Source organism: Fodinibius sp. (assembly GCF_041642155.1).
Classification (GTDB): Bacteria; Bacteroidota; Rhodothermia; order Balneolales; family Balneolaceae; genus Fodinibius.
On the sequence record NZ_JBEPWZ010000008.1, the window covers coordinates 1 to 19152 of the forward strand.

The window sequence follows — 19152 nt, forward strand, 5'->3', positions numbered from 1 at the left end:
GAATTAGGAATTGAGAATTGACAAATGAGAAACGAGGACCTTGGATTGGGATGCGTCCTTTGCGTTCCATTAAATAGTGAACTTCGATGCTTCTTAGCTTCTCATATACAATTTTTAATTTTTACTGAACGATTTCCTACCTTCTGCCTATTATATACCTCATAATCATCTGACCTTCTTGCTTGCATGAGTAAAAAAAAAGCTCCCATCGGTATATTTGATTCCGGGGTGGGCGGACTTACCGTCATGAAAGATATCGTCCGCCGGCTTCCCTCTTACGATTATCTCTACCTGGGCGACAGCGCGCGCACGCCGTATGGCAATCGATCGTTCGAATCCATCTACCGGTTTACGCTGCAGTGTGTCAAGTACCTTTTCGCGCAGCAGTGCCACCTGGTCATCCTGGCCTGCAACACCGCCTCTGCCAAGGCGCTGCGCACGATTCAGCAGCGGGACTTACCCGGTTTGGCACCGCCAAAAAGGGTCCTGGGGGTTATCAGACCCACCGCAGAAGTCATCGGCCTGCACTCCGATACGGGACACGTGGGGGTGCTGGGGACGACCGGAACAGTTCAGTCTGATTCCTATAAGATCGAAATCAAGCAACAGTTTCCCCGGCTGTCCGTCTATCAGCAAGCCTGCCCGATGTGGGTCCCCCTGGTGGAAAACGGGGAACACAACCATCCGGGAGCCGATTATTTTGTAAAAAAATACCTGAGCCAGCTACAGCAGCAATCCGCCACTATTGATACGATGCTGCTGGCATGCACGCACTATCCCCTGTTGAAACCCAAAATTCACAAGCTTCTGGATGCGGATATTTCCCTGCTCAGTCAGGGTCCTATTGTGGCCGCAAGCCTGCAGAATTATCTGCAACGTCACCCGGAAATTGATGAACACTGCTCACAAGACGGTACCCGCCGGTTTTTGACAACCGATGCTCCCGAATTGTTCGACCATCATGCTGCCACCTTCTTCGGGCAAACCGTGCAATCCGAATACGTTGAAGTGTAAATTATACCGGAGTAACAGATGAGCAATAACACATTGGCCGTCATTGGCGGGGGCGCAGCCGGTTTTTTCGCCGGGGTAAATGCCGCACGCCTTTATCCCGGCCTCCGCGTGATCCTCTTTGAGCGCAGCCGGGAGGTGTTGTCGAAAGTGCGCATCTCCGGGGGAGGACGCTGCAATGTAACCCACCACTGTTTCGATCCGGAAACGCTATCCATGGCCTACCCGCGGGGCGGGAAAGAACTACGCTGGGCGTTCGAGCAATTTCAGGCCCGGGATACGGTAACCTGGTTTAACGACCGCGGCGTTGATCTGAAAACCGAGGAAGACGGACGCATGTTTCCTGTCACCGACGACTCCGCCACGATTATCAGCTGTTTAAAAAAAGAAGCCCGAAAACAGGGCGTGGAAATACGTATAAAGTCCCGGGTCGGTGCGATTACCCCCATCGAAAATAATCGTTATACCATAGATCTCAGAGATGGAAAATCCATCCACGCTGATGCGGCCGTCATTGCTACCGGCGGCTCGAACCGAAGCCGAACATATGACTGGATCCGCGACCTCGGTCACACCATTGTTGACCCGGTCCCCTCGCTGTTCACCTTTAACTTTCGTCGCAAAATTTTTGAAGATTTGGCGGGCATTTCCCTTGAGGAAGCTTCCGTAACGATCGATGGCACGAACTTTCAACATCAAGGTCCCCTTCTTATCACGCACTGGGGACTCAGTGGTCCCGCCGTGCTCAAAACTTCAGCATGGGCAGCGCGGTACCTGTACGACAAAGAGTACCGGTTTACGATTCGCGTTAACTGGGTGCCTCCCAAAAACGAAGAGGACGTGCGGGGAATACTGTATGAGCTGCGGGATTATAACGCCCGAAAGCTGGTCAACAAGCAAGACCGTTTTGCCCTTCCCAACCGGCTTTGGAAACGGTTTGTTGCACTCACAGGTATTGACAATGGGCAGCGCTGGGCTGAGCTTTCGAACAACCAGATACATCACCTGGCCCAGCAGCTTACCGGTGCACGCTACGAGATCCAGGGAAAAACCACCTATAAAGATGAATTTGTAACCAGCGGCGGCGTGCCGCTCACGGAAATCAATACGGGGACTATGGAGAGTACCATCCGGCCCCGTCTGTATTTTGCCGGCGAAGTGCTGAATATCGACGGGATTACCGGCGGCTATAACTTTCAGTCGGCCTGGACTACCGGATGGATTGCGGCCCGGCATCTACCTTTTGGGTAGCTCGTATTTTTCATAACTGATTGCTCGTCATTCCGGGAGTTACCCCACAGGCCCTCTTATTTTGAACCGGGTCGATGAGATCCTTTTGAGGATTATTGTAAGCCAGTGCCGAACTGGAGTGTTTTTTTAACAAATAATAGCGTTTCGCTTTTTTAGCATTATTCCTCGCCGGCAAGGTGGTACAGCACAATCGAAGCAGCAACAGCAGCATTTAAACTTTCCACTTTGGGCTGCGGTCCTGCCGGCGCTATTTCAGCCTGCAGCCGCGTGTCACTCATCAATCGGCTATCGATACCGTGCCCTTCGTTTCCGACAACAATAACCGTTTTCACCCGCGGATCGATCGTAGAGATGGAAACGGATTCTTTGCTCTTATTGAGCAATATAATTCTCCAGCCCAGCCCCTCAAAAGCAGTCAATAGTTTTGACAGTTCTCCGTTACTATGCGGAACCGTACCGGTCGCTCCAGCGGTGCTTCGCACAACTTTGGGATGGAACAGGTCCACCGTACCCTTTCCGCAAAGCATTCCGGCTGCCCCAAACCACGAGGCCGTACGAATCATAGTGCCCAGGTTCCCCGGATCCTGGATAGCATCCAGCGCCACAATGACCCCTTCTGTAGCACCCATCTTTGTGATCGGCTGCTCTTCGGGCATGCGGCACATTGCCAGCACACCCTGGGGATTATCCGTATCAGAAACGCCGGCAAAATGCTCTTTATCTATTACGGCCGAGTCGATATGGCTGATCAGCTGTTTCCACTCGTCTTCTGACCAATAATGCTTAGCTTTGTCAAAAAACAAAGTCTCGATTTCGATCGTATTATTCCCTGCAACCTGGCGGACTGCCCGGGCTCCCTCAATTAAAAAAAGACGCTTTTCATAGCGATATTTTTTTTGGTTTAATTTTCTGAGGAGTGTGAGCTGACGGTTTGAAACAGAGTTCATGGAAATTATCTTAACACTTTTGTTAACATCCCGCATTAATTAAACAGCTTTGGCTTCAAAACACAAAAAGTATCCTTATCTTTACGTAAAGCCAATAGAAAAAAAGAAACAGTTTATGGATTTTTTAAGAAAACTGGGTATCGAGGGCACGAATTCGGGAACGAGCACGGGACAGGAGTTTCTGGGATCAGGTGCGAAAGAAAAGGTTGCCAGCTACACGCCCATCGACAATACTCAAATCGCTGATGTCACGGTTACCACCCGCGAGGAATATGAACAAGTAATCGAAACAGCCCGGGAGGCGTTCAAGGAATGGCGTATGATACCAGCGCCTAAACGCGGGGATATTGTACGCCAAATTGGACTGGAACTGCGCGAACGTAAAGAATATTTAGGGCGGCTGGTTACCTACGAAATGGGCAAGATTTACCAAGAGGGATTGGGAGAAGTCCAGGAGATGATTGATATCTGCGACTTTGCCGTGGGTCAGTCACGGATGCTATATGGAAAAACCATGCCGTCCGAGCGTCCCCGGCACCGTATGTACGAACAGTGGCATCCGCTGGGGCTTACCGGCATTATCTCTGCTTTTAACTTTCCGGTAGCCGTGTATAGCTGGAATGCCATGATAGCAGCCGTCGCCGGCAACGTTATGATCTGGAAAGGCTCCGAGAAAACTCCTCTGTGTGGCATTGCAGTGCAAAATATTATTGCCAAGGTGCTGAAACGCAATGATTTGCCGGAAGGGATCTTCAACCTGGTCACCGGAGACCGTAAAGTGGGCGAATGGATGAGCAGCGATGAGCGTATCCCCCTTATTTCCGCTACCGGTTCCATCCGAATGGGCAGGGAAGTGGCTAAAACCGTTGCCGCACGTCTGGGTAAAACGATTCTTGAACTGGGTGGAAACAATGCCATCATTGTCTCGAAAGATACCGATCTTGAGATGGCCGCCCGTGCAATTGCATTCGGCGCGGTGGGCACCTGCGGTCAGCGTTGCACGTCGACGCGAAGACTGATTATCCATGAAGAAATTTTCGACAGCCTGAAAGAACGCCTGGTGGAAATCTACCGGGATATAATCATCGGAAACCCGTTGGATAACGACACGCTGGTAGGTCCCATGATCGATCAACAGGCCGTGGACAATATGCAGAAGGCCCTGGAAGAAGTACAAAAAGAAGGCGGCGAGCTTGTTTACGGCGGCCAGGTATTAGACAAAAACCAACTGGCTGAGGGCCATTATGTGCGTCCGGCTATCGTCACCGCGCAAAATGACTGGGATATCGTACAGGAAGAAACCTTCGCTCCTATTCTGTACCTGATTCAATACGCTGATCTTGATGAAGCCATTGCCCTGCACAATAACGTCAGACAGGGACTCAGCTCTTCTATGTTTACCCTGAATCTCCGCGAAGCGGAAACGTTTTTAAGTGCCCGGGGCTCCGATTGCGGCATTGCCAACATTAATGTCGGTACGAGCGGTGCCGAAATCGGCGGGGCTTTCGGGGGCGAAAAAGAAACGGGCGGGGGACGTGAATCCGGGTCGGATGCATGGAAGGCGTACATGCGCCGGCAAACCAACACGATCAACTGGAGTGATGAGTTGCCGCTGGCCCAGGGCATTGAATTTGATGTGGATTGAAAGGGGACCGGTTTTATGAAGATCTCTATAAAATAGAAACCGATATCCCGGCGGACAAGACCTGCTTTACCTGCACCTTTTTGGAGTAGTCATCGTCATAGATTGTGACATACTGGAAAGACATATTCATAAAATTATTTATCTTGCCGACCAGTTCATTGGAAAAATGGACATCGGTGCTTGATAAATTACGCTGCAGGTTGGTAAATGTTTCTACCGAACTGATAAGACGTACATTGCTGAACAACTCTTTTTCAAAAAACATAGCCGTTGAATAACCCGGCTCAAAACGAAATCTTTCCCCCGCGCCCAAACCATAACGTTCGGACAAAGAGGTATCAGCTATGATCGTCTCTTTCATGGCCATACCCGCCTGTAAAGAAAAATAGTCAGCCGGCGTAAAAGCGATACCTGTAATCTGAGTAAAATAGGCCGGTGAAAAGATCTTGGAAATCAACCGGGGCTGGACGGTATCCGGAACGCTGTAATCAAACCCCTTGTCAAACTGTGTGCTAAAATTGATGTTGGCGAATGCACTCCATTTATCATTATTGAAGAGATAGCTGAACTTGTTATTAATAGCCACCCGGTCGTCCGTCTTTCGGGTCCCTTCATCTTCAATTCTCGCTTTGCCGTATCGCAGATTGGTATCCAACGCATAGGCAAATCGCTCTTTGCGAAACTTAAGATTAAAGACGGTAGAGCCGGTAACACTAATGGTGTTTGTCCCCCCCTGACTCCAGTTATTATAAGCGGCCTGCGCCCCATTGATTCCCCCTACCCAGCTGGCCTGCCAGCCATCAAGCGTATCGGCGACAACAACGGTTTTATCTATCCTGGAAATATCCTGAATAGAAATATCACCGTCATCTTTAAGAAGTTCACTTATCCTGATCGCTTCCTGTCCCGATACGGGTCTCATAAAGCCCAGCATCAGCCATACAAAAACAAACAGGGGAACATATTTGCGCATTTCAAATTTATTGTTATTGTTTACGTCAGAGTCAGTTAGCAGTTTAAAATACGATAAAAAAAAACAACTATGAAACATCGCCTTCATAAGTCAGCTGAACTTCCTGTACTTTGCCTTTTTTGACCATCACCGCTACATGTTCATCAAGCTTGGTCGGCAGTTTCATTCCATAAAATTCTGCTTTTACCGGGTATTTACGATGCCCCCGATCAATGAGGACGGCTGTATATATTTCAGCAGGCTCCAATTGGTTGACCGTGGCTGTCAGTGCACGGAACATCGTTCGTCCCGAAAAGATAACGTCATCTACAAGAACGATAAAATGCTGCTTTTCGTATGTACGTTCCCTCCATTTTTCTTCGGCCGGCGAATCTGCTTCCAAATTCAACGGAACAACTTTAACCTCATGATTGATTATATCCGACAAAACCCTGCCTAATTCCTTTGCTACGGCTAAACCGCGCTGGTTAATTCCAAAGAGTGCGATAGGATAATCGGACTTATTCCTTTCAATGATCTCGTGGCCCATTCGTTTCAGAGAACGGTTAATTCGATCGTTCGTCATGAGGATTAGATTATCTGAATCAACCATATAATGTCTTCTTTAGACTGAAATTATTTTGAATCACTATTTATAATTTAAGATGTATTTGATACATTATAACCATAAGAATGGAATATATAGTATTCCCAACAAGATAACATTCATTAAAAAGAGATTCATTATGATTAAGAAATCTATCTTCAACTCCCTCCTTCTGGCCACCGGTTCATTTATCGGCGGGGTCACACTCGGGGTTTTGCTGACTCCCAAAAGCGGGCGACAAAACCGGGCCTGGTTAACCGGACAAGCTGACGAGCTCACCGACTGGATGGAACGTCGGCGTAACAGGGCCAACCGGAAAGGCCGGGTAAAACTACATCATATTCGGAAAAACGTACATGATGGACTGAAGCAAAACATCCCGGACCTGTATGAAGCTACCGAGCGCATTGATTTGACTGAGCAAGAGCTTATCAATGAGCGGTAGCCAACCCTCATATCACGAAAAGTTACTCCACTGGATCTGGGAAACCGGTCGCTTTGACAGACAACAATTGTACACGGTTTCCGGACAGAAAGTACAGGTTCGCTGCCCGGGCAGCCTCAATAAGACAGACGGCCCTGATTTCGAGAGCGCTGAAATCACCATTGGCAACCTGCGTTGGTACGGCGATGTGGAAATTCACTGGAAGCTGTCTGACTGGCAATCGCATGCCCACAGGCAGGATCCCCGCTATAATAATGTCATTTTACACGTGGTGTTTGAAGAAACCGCCGGAACAGTCCGGCGTCATGACCAGTCGGTTGTTCCCACACTCTGGCTGGGGCCATATCTATTCAAACCGCTGGAATCATTTCTTCTCCGGTATCTTAAACATCCACAGTTGTCTTGTGCCAAATATCTTTCGTTTATTTCAGAAGAGGCTTTTCTCATACAGCTTGAAAAAGCGCATAAAGAATATTTCGAACAAAAAGTTAATGATCTGCTAACATTTTATGATCCATCTCTGTCCCCTTCCCGCGCCTGGCTGAAGCTGTTGTGTATCGCTTTTTTTGACGGATTGGGAATTTCTCACAACCGTAAACCGATGCGCAGACTCGGCCGGCGGCTCTTTGATCGAATCGAATCCTATTCCTCTGCCGGGGATTTGCGGAATGATGCTCTTGCGGTTTCGGGTATTTTGGCGGATAACGGGCCTTCTCCTCCGTTTCATTGGAACCACCGAGGATGCCGGCCATACAACCACCCCGAACATCGCATCCAGCAGGCCGCACTGGGGCTATGGCATCTTTACCATCTCCCTTTCGAACAATGGATGCTGGGAGAACCCCTTAAACTATGGGACAAACTTGTAGGATCAATCGATATCACCCCATCACTTGGCAAAGAACGGTCTTCAATCCTTTTCGGAGTCGTGTTTTTGCCGGCTCTTTATACACTTGGCAACCTGTTCTATTCCGAGAAGTTAAAAAATAAAAGCTGGCATTTATGGCAAACACACCGCGTTCCCCTGCCGCAATCCCTGCTTAAGGCACTTCACAAGACAGCGATCGATCCCGACTGCTACTCCCAAAAACTGGGAACCATCCACCAGTTACGCAACTACTGCAAGACGGGTCATTGTCAGAAATGTTTTGTCTTTAAAAATGCGATTTCTCCTTGATTTAAAACAGGTAAATCCCTATTATCTGAATCTGTTAAAAAAGGGGTCTGATTGCCCGGTCGTCTAATGGCAGGACAGCGGTTTTTGGTACCGTCAGTGGGGGTTCGAATCCTCCCCGGGCAACATTTGATATCACAAATATAAAGGATGACTGCAAAGCCATCCTTTTCTTTTATAAACCGAACTTCTGAATTCCGCTCCGTTGGATACACCCTTAGCCATATTTGCCGGACGCAGTAACTTAGCTTTATCGCGGGCTATTGCGGAACAGTACGGTACTTCACTGGGGGAGGTTACGATCAAACCTTTTTCAGACGGCGAACTCTATGTAAAGTATGAACAGAGCATTCGCGGCGAAGATATTTTTGTGGTGCAATCCACCCCCCCGCCGGGCAACAACATTATAGAACTACTGCTGCTATTGGATGCTGCCAAGCGGGCATCAGCCAAGCGGGTAACCGCGGTCATCCCCTATTTCGGTTATGCACGGCAGGATCGTAAAGATCAGCCGCGGGTCTCCATTGCTTCCAAAATGATGGCGAACCTGCTGACGGAAGCGGGAGCCGACCGGATCCTGACCATGGATTTGCACGCGGCCCAGATTCAGGGTTTTTTTGACATACCGGTTGATCATTTATATGCCAGCCGGTTGTTTATTGATCATTTTAGCGAACACCCGATTGAAAACCTTGTGGTGGTAGCTCCGGATGTGGGCAGCCTGAAAATGGCCCGCTCTTATGCAAAACGCCTCGGAGCGCGACTCGCCTTTATCGACAAGCGGCGTCCCAAGCAAAATGTGGCTGAAGTTATGAATATCGTCGGGGAGGTAGAAGGTAAAAACGTACTGATCGTTGACGACCTCATCGACACGGCGGGTACGCTTACCAACGCTGCCTCCGCATTAAGGGAACGCGGAACGTTAAATATCATTGCAACCTGTACGCATCCCATTTTATCGGGACCTGCGTATCAGCGAATTGAAGATTCACCTATTGATCAGCTTTTGGTAACGGATACCGTACCGCTGCGCAAGCCTTCGAATAAAATCAAGGTACTTAGCGTTGCCGGTATTTTTGCGGAAGCGATACAACGTATCCATACCAACGATACAATAAGCGCACTTTTTGACGATTAACCTGGCAACCACAAAAACACGAAAGCACTCATTCATTACCATCCGCGTTAGCGGGTATTTACTGAAATGAATAATGAATAACGATTAACCTTGTCTGAAAGACAGCATGCGTATACAGTGAAGTCACATTAGGTGATTTTGTGCTTAGTGGTAAAAACTAACTTAACAGAATTATGACTACTCCTGAAGTTGTTACATTGGAAGGAAAAGTAAGAGAAACCGGTCGCAGGGCCGCTGATGCGCTTCGTGATGCTATGCGGGTACCCAGCGTGCTGTACGGGCCAAAAGTGGATGAAAACGTTCATTTTTCTATTGACGAACTTGAACTCGAAAAAATACTGTCGGTTAGTAAACGCCAGATTATTGAAATAGATGTTGACGGCGAAACCTACAAGACCCTTCTCAAGGAGGTTGAATTTCATCCGCTGACGGATCGCCCGGTGCACGTGGACTTTTATGTACTGGCTGATGATTATAAAGTGACAATCAGCGTACCGATTCACCTTGAAGGAACACCCGAAGGGGTAACCGAGGGGGGCGGACGCATCTTCCAGCCGTTGCATATTTTACGAATACGTGTAACGCCTGATCTTATCCCGGGCGTGTATAGCGTGGATGTCAGTGACCTGAAGATCGGGGATTCGCTGCACGTGAGCGATCTCGAACTTGAAGGCATTACCCCGCTGGACGATCTCAGTCGAACAATTGTCACTATTCGTCCTCCAAAATCCGAAGAACTGCTTACCTCTTCCCTTATTACCGAAGAGCCAAGCGAAGAAGAGCTTGAAGAAGGCGAGGAACCGGTCGAAGGAGAACTCGAAGAAGGAGAAGAAGCGGCCGAAGGAGAAGAATCCGAAGAAGGCGCGGAAGACGAAACCGAACAGTAATTTTGACCAAACCAGCGTGATTGCGTTATGCCTGTTATCGTAGGTCTGGGAAATCCCGGACGCAAGTATGCTGGTACGCGTCATAATATTGGATTTACATTCATTGATAAGCTGGCCGAGGCAATGTCAGTGAGAATGGGGCCCGGAAAGGGCCCTTTTCATGTTGGTAAAGGGCGCCATGCGGGACAGAATGTCTACCTGGCAAAGCCTACCACCTATATGAATAACAGTGGAGATGCCGTGCAAAAATTGCTTCACTGGTACAAAGAGGGTACCGTGAACTGCCTGGTGTGCTACGATGATCTCGATTTAGAGTTGGGTACCATTCGCCTGCGTCCCGGGGGCAGCGCAGGGGGGCATAACGGGATTAAAGATATTATTCAAAAATTGGGAACAGATGCTTTTCCCCGCTTGCGCATCGGGATTGGAAATGATTTTCCGAGGGGACGGCAAGTACAGTATGTTCTCTCCCCTTTTACTGAAAAAGAGCAGGACATTATGACTTCAACCATCGATAATGCGATCGATGCCAGTTTTACCTTTGTCAGGGATGGGATCGATGAAGCGATGAATAACTTTAACTAATCCAACAATTAACTAAATAAGATATGGATACATTACTAACCTACTTAATCCCGCTCAGTGGTGTTATAGCACTGCTATATACCTTTTTTAAATCATCCTGGGTTTCAAAACAAGAAGTGGGAACCAAAAAAATGGCGACCATCAGTTCCCATATTTCCAGGGGAGCAATGGCTTTCCTCAAAGCAGAATACAAGGTTCTTGCCGTCTTTGTGGTTGTGGTAGCGGTCATCCTCGGTTGGAGCGCTGACCCTCAGCTTTCAAGCTGGATGGTTGCCATTTCATTTATTCTGGGAGCCATCTGTTCAGGGCTGGCCGGATTCATAGGTATGAAAGTGGCCACCAAGGCAAATGTGCGCACAACCAATGCCGCACGCAGCAGCCTCGGAGAAGGACTGAACATCGCTTTTGCCGGGGGCTCTGTGATGGGACTCGGGGTCGTAGGTTTGGGAGTATTGGGACTCGGTATTCTCTTCCTCTTTTTTGGCGGTCAATTTGGTGTCGGTACAGCTGAAAGTGTTAAAAGAGTACTGGCGGTTGTAACCGGATTTTCTTTTGGTGCATCGTCTATTGCTCTTTTTGCTCGTGTCGGGGGCGGAATTTATACGAAAGCAGCCGATGTGGGTGCTGATCTCGTGGGAAAAGTGGAAGCCGGAATTCCTGAAGACCACCCGCTGAATCCTGCTACTATAGCCGATAACGTCGGCGATAACGTCGGCGATGTTGCCGGAATGGGGGCCGATCTTTTTGAATCGTATGTAGGCTCTATTATCGGAGCAATGGTACTGGGGGCGGCCTTCATAGGACTTACGGGATTTGCGGAAACCAATGCTTTCGGTGGATTAAACGCCGTATTGTTACCACTCGTACTGGCCGGAGTGGGTATTCTCACTTCCATCCTGGGCACGTTCTTTGTACGCGTAAAAGAAGGGGGAAATCCACAGTCTGCACTGAACATTGGCGAATTTACTTCTGCCGCCGTGATGCTGGTAGCTTCCTACCTCATCATCCACTGGATGCTGCCCGAAACCTGGGTATTCAATGACATTACGTACACGCCGAACGGGGTGTTTTTTGCTACCATCTTCGGGTTGGCAGCGGGACTGCTGATCGGGTTGATCACCGAACATTATACCGGCACCGGTACCAACCCCGTCAAATCTATTGTAGAGCAGTCCGTTACCGGTACCGCAACGAACATTATTGCCGGTTTGGGCGTGGGCATGATCTCAACAGCTATTCCGATTATTATTATCGCTACGGCTATTATCGGGGCCTTCCACTTCGCCGGTCTGTACGGTATTGCCATTGCTGCGGTGGGTATGCTTTCCAATACCGGAATTCAGCTGGCGGTGGATGCCTACGGACCGATATCCGACAATGCCGGTGGTATTGCTGAAATGTCTGAACTTCCCGACGAAGTTCGGGAACGAACCGACAAACTCGATGCGGTTGGCAACACCACAGCTGCTATCGGTAAAGGTTTTGCTATCGGGTCTGCAGCCTTAACTGCACTCGCCCTTTTTGCCGCCTTTATCACGTCGTATGAGGCCGTTAATCCCGGAACGAATATCTCTATCAGCGTGACGGATCCTTATGTGATGGCCGCGCTTTTTATCGGGGCCATGCTTCCTTTTCTGTTTTCTGCTCTTTCCATGCAAGCAGTGGGACGCGCAGCGATGTCGATGATCGAAGAAGTTCGTCGCCAGTTTAAAGATATTCCCGAACTGCGTGCCGGGCTTGATGCGATGGCCCGCAATGAAGGCGAGAAGCTTGAAAAATGGTCGGAAGAAGACCGTGTTATTTTTGAGAAGGCGGAGGGCAAAGCCGAATATGAAAAATGTGTAGCTATTTCCACAACGGCCTCTCTGCGAGAGATGGTCGCTCCCGGGGTGCTTGCGGTCGTCGTTCCGGTCGCATTCGGCTTCCTGGGCGGTCCCGAAATGCTTGGCGGTCTACTGGCCGGTGTTACGGCTTCCGGCGTGTTGATGGCCCTCTTTCAATCCAACGCCGGCGGCGCGTGGGACAATGCCAAGAAGATGATTGAAGAAGGCTATGAAGTGGGCGGTCAAACGCTCGGCAAAGGCTCCGATGCACACAAAGCAGCCGTTGTCGGCGATACCGTCGGCGACCCGTTTAAAGATACTTCCGGACCTTCGCTGAATATTCTGTTGAAGCTTATGTCCGTAGTAGCACTCGTAATTGCTACAATGATTTAAAGCTTAACAGCCGGTTTTAAGTTAAAACCCCGTATCCCGCTTCATCCGGGATATCGGGGTTTGTTTTATTAAGCCGTATTTTCGGGTACAGTTCAAGCCTACATATCGTTTCGGCCGTATTTTTCTCCTACGAAAACAAGGTCTATTTTGAACCCTTTTAATAGCAATGGGTTATCATTATTATAGAAGCAGTACGCCTCTTACTTTAATTGAGAGCTTTGTTATAGGTCCTGTTCAACCTTAAGAAATGTTTGTTCAAAGAAAGGAGTAGCACCACAGGCATTTTGTGGTTTTACGTACGCACGATCTAAATTCTGAATGTAAAATCCGGCTTAGTTAATGGCAATACGAATCACCCGATATTTTCATGGATATTTTCAAACTTTTTTTCGATCACGATCTTCGACTCGATAAGCTGGCCAAGCGAAACGCCAATAAGACCCCCGAAGAAGTGGATGCAACGCTGGCTGACTTTATGAAACCCACACCCACTTACTCCAAGTTTTATCTCACGGGTACAAGGCTGGAAGAAGAGCAATTTGGCCTGAATACCCTCGTAAAAGGGGACGCTGTCATTCAGCAGATGAGTAACGCTTTCTCGCATGATATTACGACCGCTGCAGGCACCTATGATTCCTTGTCCACTGCATTAGCTGCTACCGGCATTGGAGAACCTTTGATAATAGGCAGCGAAACGGAATCTGTTGATTTTGACCGGCTTCGAATCGACGAAGAGTCCAATGTGGGACATAAAAAAGAAGCCCTGAGCAAGGTTCTCAAAAACGGGATTTACGTCTTGTATAAAGAACAGGCTCATCACGGTTTTGATCTGCACCTGTTCTCCATAGAAAATATTTATCCTTCCCTTTTTAGGGCTTTCCAGTCCCTGGTGGATAACGATTTTCGATTTTTCAGCATCAACAGCAAGCGAATGCGATCCGAACGGCATTTTTATTTTGAAACCTGGACGCTGGATCGCCCCCCGCACGGGGCCGAAGAAGTGTTTCCTGATACCGTGCTGTAAGGTACCGGTAAAAGGTTCTTTATTTTTTTTCTCCCCTGTCAGGATAAATGGTATTTATTGGTTTATTCGTTATCGGTTATCGGGGGCTGCCGTTTTCTAAACTCCCTGTCAGGAATGAATTTAGATATCTGTTATTCGTTACCGGTTACCAGATAGACAGACCGTTACTTAACACTTACAAACTTAAGACTTCCTGCTTTCCAGGTGACTAATAATCAGCAAGCGATTGCTGCTTTCCGGATCAAAGTCACTCCCTTGATAATCTCCGTAAATATGGTCAATCGATAAATTCCTCTTATGCATTTCCCGTTCAAACCATGACCGCGTATAGAGCTTGACCCGTTCTGCATAGTTTTTGGTGCCGTCAATCTCATCCCCTGAGAATTCAATTTTCTTGAACACCGCATTATCCTTTATATACCGCCTGATCGTATAATGGATGCCATGGAAGGAACCCTCTTCTGATGAGCGGATAGTGTTGCGAACCTGGGCAGCATTTAAATAATCCAGCACAAAAATGCCTCCCGGAACCAACATTTGTCTGACGCTGTCGAATACACTGGCATTTTCTGCATCGGATTTAAAATACCCAAACGTCGTAAAGAGATTAACGACCGCATCAAAGGTTTCCGGCAGTGGGTCACGCATGTCCCGAACTTTAAATCGGATGTCATCAATCCCCTCCGCCCCCGCTTTCTCACGAGCCGTAGCAATGGCCTGTTCGGAAAGATCAATACCCGTTACCTGGTATCCTTTTTTTGACAGATTTATCGAATGACGTCCCCGTCCGCAACCCAGATCCAATATTTTCGAACATTTTTGCAGAGAGAGTGTCTCCTCCAGCAGTTCGATCAGCTGTGCCGCCTCTTCTTCATCCCGGTTTGCGTATAACTTTTCATACAGGGGACTGTCAAACCATTCTTCAAACCAATCCATGAACCTCTTTCTACATAATTATGTTAACAGTATTTCACACGAAGGAATAAAAGTTCAGGCTCTTTTGCAAATACAGCTTTCTGACTTTGACATGGGTTTTTAGCATTTGAAACTTAACAGTGTTAAGTTATGTAAGAATATTTTGCACCGGAAGTACTAATTTTAAGGATCCGCATCCTCCTTAAGCCATGAAAATCTCAATCTTAATAATGATCTCATGCGAAAATTAATAGCTACGATAGGCCTTGTATTCGTATGTTCGGCTTCCGCCTATTCCAGCGGTTTCTCGATCTATGAAGCCAGCATTCGTGCCAACGGAATGCTGGGAGCTTTCTCCGCCTATGCTGACCATGTATCTACAATCTATTATAATCCCGCCGGACTCAGTGGGCTGGATGGCATACGTGTAAGCACAGGTGCGACCATTATAGCCCCCCGGTCAACCTTCAGGGGACCTTTTGCAAGTTCCAGCTCGTACCCAGGCAGCGATCAAAGATATGAAATGGCCGAACAAAACTTTTTTGTGCCCAATTTTTATGCCTCCTATGAAATTGAGGATGGACTTACGGCCGGCATCGGGGTCTATGCTCCCTTTGGATTGGGTACCCGATGGGATTCCAACTGGGTGGGCCGTACAGAGGCTATCGAAACCTCTATTGAAACAATATTTGTCCAGCCAACCGTCGGATACCAGCTGCCCGATTTCGGCATCGGTGATGTTAAAATAGGGGCCGGCCTGGTCATTGCCGCCTATGGGAACGTAAATCTTTCTCGTGCCGTCGAAGATTTCGCGGTCGAAGAAGATATTTTTTCATTAGACGGAGAACTCGACAAACCGGGCATCGGTTACAATGTGGGACTTCTGTATGAACCTACAGAGATGGTGCGGCTCGGCTTCACGTATCGCAGCAAGGTGGAAACGGAATTCAGCGGCGATGCTGACTTCGGGGATCTTCCTTCTGCCCTGTTTCCTTCCGACGCCGGAGGAGGTACCACGCTTGAGCTCCCGGCCAACTGGGTGGCGGCCGTGAATGTGCAAGCGACCGAAAATCTCAGTCTCGAAGCCGATTATGTATGGTGGGGTTGGTCCAGTTACGATGAACTGGTTATCGAATTTGATAAAACAATACCCGCCTTCGGATCAGACCGGCTTGCAAATGAGCGCGGGTACGACAACTCCTGGCAAATACGGGTGGGCGGCGAGTATACAGACGCCTGGACCCGGGGACTCTCTCTTCGCGCCGGCATCGCCTTTGACCGATCGCCTCTGCCTACCGAACATATGGACCCTACGTTGCCCGACTCCGACCGGTGGCTGTTTTCGGGGGGCGTCAGCTATCAACTCACTGATTACCTGGCCGTTGATGCTTCCTACATCTTCATCAGGTCTGAGGAACGAATCAACCGCGAATCGGTCAACGGCTTTCACGGGGTCTATAATACGCATGCCAACCTGCCTTCTCTTGGTGTAACCATGAAATTTTAAGTATAAAGGAGTCCTGTTATGAAATTTCGCAAGCTATTAACACATTCAATTCTCACGCTCCTCATAGCGTCAGTATCACTTTATTCCTGCAAGGATTTCAATGATGTCAGTTTTGAATCTGACAGCGGCGAGGCTGACTTTTCAACCGTGGCAGCTGTCGGCAACAGCCTGACGGCCGGATTTCAAAGCAGCGCACTGTTTGAAACCGCCCAGCGCTACTCCTACCCTTCATTGGTGGCGGGACAAATGGAATTGGTTCAAGAATTTGAACAGCCGATTATCAGCAACCCGGGTATCGGGGGACGTTTGGAACTTGACGGATCCATCCCTCCTGCGGATCCGGCCAACACCCCCACGCCAACAGAAGAAGAGGGACAGCCTCTTAATGCTGACCTCGACCGGCCCTATAACAACCTGGGCATTCCCGGCACTATCCTGGCCGATTTTCTGGGACAGGACCTTCCCGGAGCCTCCTATTCCGACCGGCAGCAAAGCAATCCGTTTTTCGAGATTGTACTGAGAGACCTGGGGGAAACCCAGGCAGAGCAGCTACAGGCACTGGAACCAACCTTCGTCCTGTTTTGGCTGGGCAATAACGATATCCTGGGATATGTTACAAGCGGGGGCACGCAGCCCTACCTGCCCCCGGAAGATTTCCAAAATCTATACCGGACTTCTATTCAGGCGATTGTCCAGACGGAAGCGGATGCCGTACTCTATAATATTCCCGATGTAACGAGTATCCCTTATGTCTTTTTTCTCAGGGCTCAGCTGGAGCAACAGGGAGCTATCACCTTTGATGAAACCACCCAAACCTACCAGCTGGCTACCGGGGAAGACAGTCCTAATCCTCCAATCTATATTGAAACATCTACTGCTGCACGCCGCATGCAGCAGAACGATTTCCTATTGCTATCGGCATCCGGTTACTTTGCTCAAATGCAAGCTGGTGAGGTACCGCCGCCTGTGACTCCTGATAACGCAATCCCCAATAACCTGGTCCTGGATGGACCTACCATTTCGCCCCCGACCGGGGAATCGGAGCTGGCCCGGGCTAACGGTGTGGTTCAGCAATACAATAACGTGATTGCATCAGCCGCCTCCGATCACGGCTATGCTTTGGTAGATATTCACACTGCCTATGGCCAGATTGTTGAAGACGGAGGGGTATCCGTCGGGGGAGAAACGATGCGGCCGGTGCCCGGAGAACTCTTCAGCTTTGACGGGGTGCATCCCAGCAACCAGGGGCACGGGATTGTAGCGAACCTCACGATCGAGGCCATTAACAATACCTACGACGCCAGCCTCACGGATATAAATCTCAGCTCCATTCCCAGGGGCATCCCCACAAGCAACTGAGGTTTGATTATTTATTATGGGAAACAGGGAAGTAGTGGGACGCTTGTCACAGCAGAAAAAGTAACTAAAAAGGAGCCGTACCATGCAGGCTCCTTTTTATCGTTAACCATTTCGAATCCCCTCCGGCAGTTTGTATCTTCTGCTGAACTTTAATTGTTATATTTTATGACCTTCAAAGAGAAATTGGCCGAAGCGGTACAAGGGGCTGAATCCACCCTTTGCGTGGGACTTGATCCCAACCTGAACTTATTGCCGGCGGCGCTCCGGAATAAGGATATGGCTGACCCTGCAAAAGTCAGCCATTTTTTAAAAAAAGTGATTGATGTTACCCGGGAATATTGCGCGGCCTACAAGCCTAACTTAGGGTTTTTCGAAGCCCTTGGGCCGGACGGCTGGGATATTTTCCAGGAAATCCTGGATTATCTCCCTTCCGATAAAATCGTCATTGCCGATGCAAAAAGAGGCGATATCAGCTCTACGGCCGAACATTACGCCAAAGCTTTTTTTGATCACTTCGATGTGGACGCCATTACGCTTAACCCGCTGATGGGATTTGAAACCCTGGATCCCTTCCTGGAGGAATCCGGCAAAGGAATCTACACACTGACCCTGACCTCCAATCCCGGGGCCGGGGACATACTTCTCAGAAAACTGTCGGACGGGAACACGGTCTCGGCTTACATCGCAAAACGGCTCAGACAGAGACAGGAAGAAACCGCCACAGCCATCGGTATGGTGGTCGGGGCCACCAAAGCCCCTGATCTTCAACCGGTCATCGGGCAGTTCCCGGCTGCTCCGCTGCTTATCCCGGGGGTGGGCAAACAGGGCGGATCGGTTGCTGAATTAGCAGAAGCCCTGGCCAATCACCGGGGAACTCCCCTCGTCAATTCCAGCCGGAGCATTATATATGCGGGCAGTGAATCTGACCAATGGGCAAAAGAAGTGGCCCGATCGGCCAGGAACTTAAAGCGGCGATTATCTCCAATTACGGAAAAGTATGCCTGACACCGATAAGAAAACAGTTATTGTATTTACGGATGGCGCCTGCAGCGGAAACCCGGGTCCGGGCGGCTGGGGAGCACTGCTCCAGTGGAATGGCAAAGAAAAAGAGATCACCGGCGGGTCCCACGACACCACCAACAACCGTATGGAGATGAGGGCCGTCATCGAAGCGTTAAACGCCCTGAATCAGCCGTGCCACGTAAAAATACACAGCGACAGCGCGCTTATCGTCAACGCCTTTAAGCAGGGTTGGGTAGACGGCTGGCTGAAACGCGGCTGGAAGAAAGCAAATAAAAAGCCGGTGGAAAATCGCGACCTGTGGGAAGAGATGCTTACCGCCATGCAACCCCATGATGTGGAGTGGATCAAGGTAAAAGGTCATTCTGATAATGAGCGCAACAATCGGGTTGACCGGCTGGCGGTGGAAGCTTCCAGGAAATTCCAGCAGTAAGAATGGAGTAGAAAGTCGAGGGCCAAAAGTCCAAAG

Annotated in this window: 18 protein-coding genes and 1 tRNA gene; 15 read left to right on the forward strand and 4 right to left on the reverse strand. The window is 49.0% G+C overall.

The genetic code is table 11. The annotated features are described in order from the left end of the window. Nucleotides 1-186: 186 nt before the first annotated feature. Both murI and ACESLU_RS01275 read left to right on the forward strand, forming a co-directional pair. On the forward strand, nt 187-1014 hold the full coding sequence (gene murI / locus ACESLU_RS01270) for a glutamate racemase (RefSeq protein ID WP_372634015.1): 828 nt from the start codon (nt 187-189) through the stop codon (nt 1012-1014). A gap of 18 nt (nt 1015-1032) precedes the next feature. Further along, on the forward strand, nt 1033-2262 hold the full coding sequence (locus ACESLU_RS01275) for an NAD(P)/FAD-dependent oxidoreductase (protein ID WP_372634017.1): 1230 nt from the start codon (nt 1033-1035) through the stop codon (nt 2260-2262). Between the two features lie 158 nt (nt 2263-2420). Here ACESLU_RS01275 and ACESLU_RS01280 read toward each other — a convergent pair whose 3' ends face one another. Continuing rightward, nucleotides 2421-3209 carry a TrmH family RNA methyltransferase gene (locus ACESLU_RS01280; RefSeq protein ID WP_372634019.1) on the reverse strand — a complete coding sequence of 263 codons (789 nt, stop codon included), beginning with the start codon at nt 3207-3209 and terminating at the stop codon, nt 2421-2423. A gap of 115 nt (nt 3210-3324) precedes the next feature. Between ACESLU_RS01280 and ACESLU_RS01285 the strand changes: the two genes are divergently transcribed. Next, nucleotides 3325-4854 (forward strand): aldehyde dehydrogenase family protein, encoded by a 1530-nt coding sequence (locus ACESLU_RS01285; RefSeq protein ID WP_372634022.1) that lies wholly within the window; start codon nt 3325-3327, stop codon nt 4852-4854. Between the two features lie 25 nt (nt 4855-4879). On the opposite strand, the gene ACESLU_RS01290 is transcribed toward ACESLU_RS01285, so the two are convergent. Both ACESLU_RS01290 and ACESLU_RS01295 read right to left on the reverse strand, forming a co-directional pair. After that, complete coding sequence (locus ACESLU_RS01290) at nt 4880-5827, reverse strand: DUF3078 domain-containing protein (RefSeq protein WP_372634025.1); 948 nt, start codon at nt 5825-5827, stop codon at nt 4880-4882. A gap of 67 nt (nt 5828-5894) precedes the next feature. After that, nucleotides 5895-6419, reverse strand: a complete 525-nt coding sequence (locus tag ACESLU_RS01295) for a phosphoribosyltransferase family protein (protein WP_372634026.1) — start codon at nt 6417-6419, stop codon at nt 5895-5897. A gap of 133 nt (nt 6420-6552) precedes the next feature. Here ACESLU_RS01295 and ACESLU_RS01300 point away from each other — a divergent pair, with 133 nt between their 5' ends. From ACESLU_RS01300 to ACESLU_RS01335, 8 genes are all read left to right on the forward strand, one after another. Next, the gene (locus ACESLU_RS01300) at nt 6553-6858 is read left to right on the forward strand and encodes a YtxH domain-containing protein (protein WP_372634029.1); all 306 of its coding nucleotides are present in this window, start codon (nt 6553-6555) and stop codon (nt 6856-6858) included. Continuing rightward, nucleotides 6848-8035, forward strand: coding sequence for a DUF2851 family protein (locus tag ACESLU_RS01305; RefSeq protein WP_372634032.1), 1188 nt, complete (start codon nt 6848-6850; stop codon nt 8033-8035). Before ACESLU_RS01300 ends, ACESLU_RS01305 begins: the two co-directional genes overlap by 11 nt. A gap of 52 nt (nt 8036-8087) precedes the next feature. Next, nucleotides 8088-8158 (forward strand) — tRNA-Gln (locus ACESLU_RS01310). Between the two features lie 79 nt (nt 8159-8237). Further along, a complete protein-coding gene (locus tag ACESLU_RS01315; RefSeq protein ID WP_073063848.1) occupies nt 8238-9170 on the forward strand; it encodes a ribose-phosphate pyrophosphokinase in 933 nt (310 codons plus the stop codon). A 173-nt stretch (nt 9171-9343) separates the two neighbouring features. Continuing rightward, the gene (locus ACESLU_RS01320; protein ID WP_372634034.1) at nt 9344-10057 is read left to right on the forward strand and encodes a 50S ribosomal protein L25; all 714 of its coding nucleotides are present in this window, start codon (nt 9344-9346) and stop codon (nt 10055-10057) included. Nucleotides 10058-10084: 27 nt separating this feature from the next. Then, a complete protein-coding gene (pth, locus tag ACESLU_RS01325; protein WP_372634036.1) occupies nt 10085-10642 on the forward strand; it encodes an aminoacyl-tRNA hydrolase in 558 nt (185 codons plus the stop codon). Nucleotides 10643-10665: 23 nt separating this feature from the next. Next, nucleotides 10666-12858, forward strand: coding sequence for a sodium-translocating pyrophosphatase (locus tag ACESLU_RS01330; RefSeq protein ID WP_372634039.1), 2193 nt, complete (start codon nt 10666-10668; stop codon nt 12856-12858). A gap of 367 nt (nt 12859-13225) precedes the next feature. Beyond that, a complete protein-coding gene (locus tag ACESLU_RS01335) occupies nt 13226-13882 on the forward strand; it encodes a hypothetical protein (RefSeq protein WP_372634041.1) in 657 nt (218 codons plus the stop codon). Between the two features lie 183 nt (nt 13883-14065). On the opposite strand, the gene ACESLU_RS01340 is transcribed toward ACESLU_RS01335, so the two are convergent. Further along, nucleotides 14066-14818, reverse strand: coding sequence for a cyclopropane-fatty-acyl-phospholipid synthase family protein (locus tag ACESLU_RS01340; protein WP_372634043.1), 753 nt, complete (start codon nt 14816-14818; stop codon nt 14066-14068). A gap of 217 nt (nt 14819-15035) precedes the next feature. Here ACESLU_RS01340 and ACESLU_RS01345 point away from each other — a divergent pair, with 217 nt between their 5' ends. The 4 genes from ACESLU_RS01345 to rnhA all read left to right on the forward strand — a co-directional run bounded on the left by ACESLU_RS01345 (nt 15036) and on the right by rnhA (nt 19116). After that, a complete protein-coding gene (locus tag ACESLU_RS01345) occupies nt 15036-16304 on the forward strand; it encodes an OmpP1/FadL family transporter (RefSeq protein ID WP_372634045.1) in 1269 nt (422 codons plus the stop codon). An 18-nt stretch (nt 16305-16322) separates the two neighbouring features. After that, nucleotides 16323-17663 (forward strand): hypothetical protein, encoded by a 1341-nt coding sequence (locus ACESLU_RS01350; protein WP_372634048.1) that lies wholly within the window; start codon nt 16323-16325, stop codon nt 17661-17663. A 165-nt stretch (nt 17664-17828) separates the two neighbouring features. Beyond that, nucleotides 17829-18668, forward strand: a complete 840-nt coding sequence (gene pyrF / locus ACESLU_RS01355; RefSeq protein WP_372634051.1) for an orotidine-5'-phosphate decarboxylase — start codon at nt 17829-17831, stop codon at nt 18666-18668. Further along, on the forward strand, nt 18661-19116 hold the full coding sequence (gene rnhA / locus ACESLU_RS01360) for a ribonuclease HI (RefSeq protein WP_372634054.1): 456 nt from the start codon (nt 18661-18663) through the stop codon (nt 19114-19116). The genes pyrF and rnhA overlap by 8 nt, the downstream gene beginning before the upstream one ends. Nucleotides 19117-19152 lie beyond the last annotated feature (36 nt).

Bases quoted from the DNA above. Each gene is read 5' to 3' on its own strand.
- ACESLU_RS01350 (WP_372634048.1), top strand. From the start codon at position 16,323: ATGAAATTTCGCAAGCTATTAACACATTCAATTCTCACGCTCCTCATA.
- murI (WP_372634015.1), top strand. From the start codon at position 187: ATGAGTAAAAAAAAAGCTCCCATCGGTATATTTGATTCCGGGGTGGGC.
- ACESLU_RS01345 (WP_372634045.1), top strand. From the start codon at position 15,036: ATGCGAAAATTAATAGCTACGATAGGCCTTGTATTCGTATGTTCGGCT.
- ACESLU_RS01290 (WP_372634025.1), bottom strand. From the start codon at position 5,827: ATGCGCAAATATGTTCCCCTGTTTGTTTTTGTATGGCTGATGCTGGGC.
- ACESLU_RS01320 (WP_372634034.1), top strand. From the start codon at position 9,344: ATGACTACTCCTGAAGTTGTTACATTGGAAGGAAAAGTAAGAGAAACC.
- ACESLU_RS01330 (WP_372634039.1), top strand. From the start codon at position 10,666: ATGGATACATTACTAACCTACTTAATCCCGCTCAGTGGTGTTATAGCA.
- rnhA (WP_372634054.1), top strand. From the start codon at position 18,661: ATGCCTGACACCGATAAGAAAACAGTTATTGTATTTACGGATGGCGCC.
- ACESLU_RS01340 (WP_372634043.1), bottom strand. From the start codon at position 14,818: ATGGATTGGTTTGAAGAATGGTTTGACAGTCCCCTGTATGAAAAGTTA.
- pyrF (WP_372634051.1), top strand. From the start codon at position 17,829: ATGACCTTCAAAGAGAAATTGGCCGAAGCGGTACAAGGGGCTGAATCC.
- ACESLU_RS01295 (WP_372634026.1), bottom strand. From the start codon at position 6,419: ATGGTTGATTCAGATAATCTAATCCTCATGACGAACGATCGAATTAAC.
- ACESLU_RS01300 (WP_372634029.1), top strand. From the start codon at position 6,553: ATGATTAAGAAATCTATCTTCAACTCCCTCCTTCTGGCCACCGGTTCA.
- pth (WP_372634036.1), top strand. From the start codon at position 10,085: ATGCCTGTTATCGTAGGTCTGGGAAATCCCGGACGCAAGTATGCTGGT.
- ACESLU_RS01275 (WP_372634017.1), top strand. From the start codon at position 1,033: ATGAGCAATAACACATTGGCCGTCATTGGCGGGGGCGCAGCCGGTTTT.
- ACESLU_RS01305 (WP_372634032.1), top strand. From the start codon at position 6,848: ATGAGCGGTAGCCAACCCTCATATCACGAAAAGTTACTCCACTGGATC.
- ACESLU_RS01285 (WP_372634022.1), top strand. From the start codon at position 3,325: ATGGATTTTTTAAGAAAACTGGGTATCGAGGGCACGAATTCGGGAACG.
- ACESLU_RS01335 (WP_372634041.1), top strand. From the start codon at position 13,226: ATGGATATTTTCAAACTTTTTTTCGATCACGATCTTCGACTCGATAAG.
- ACESLU_RS01280 (WP_372634019.1), bottom strand. From the start codon at position 3,209: ATGAACTCTGTTTCAAACCGTCAGCTCACACTCCTCAGAAAATTAAAC.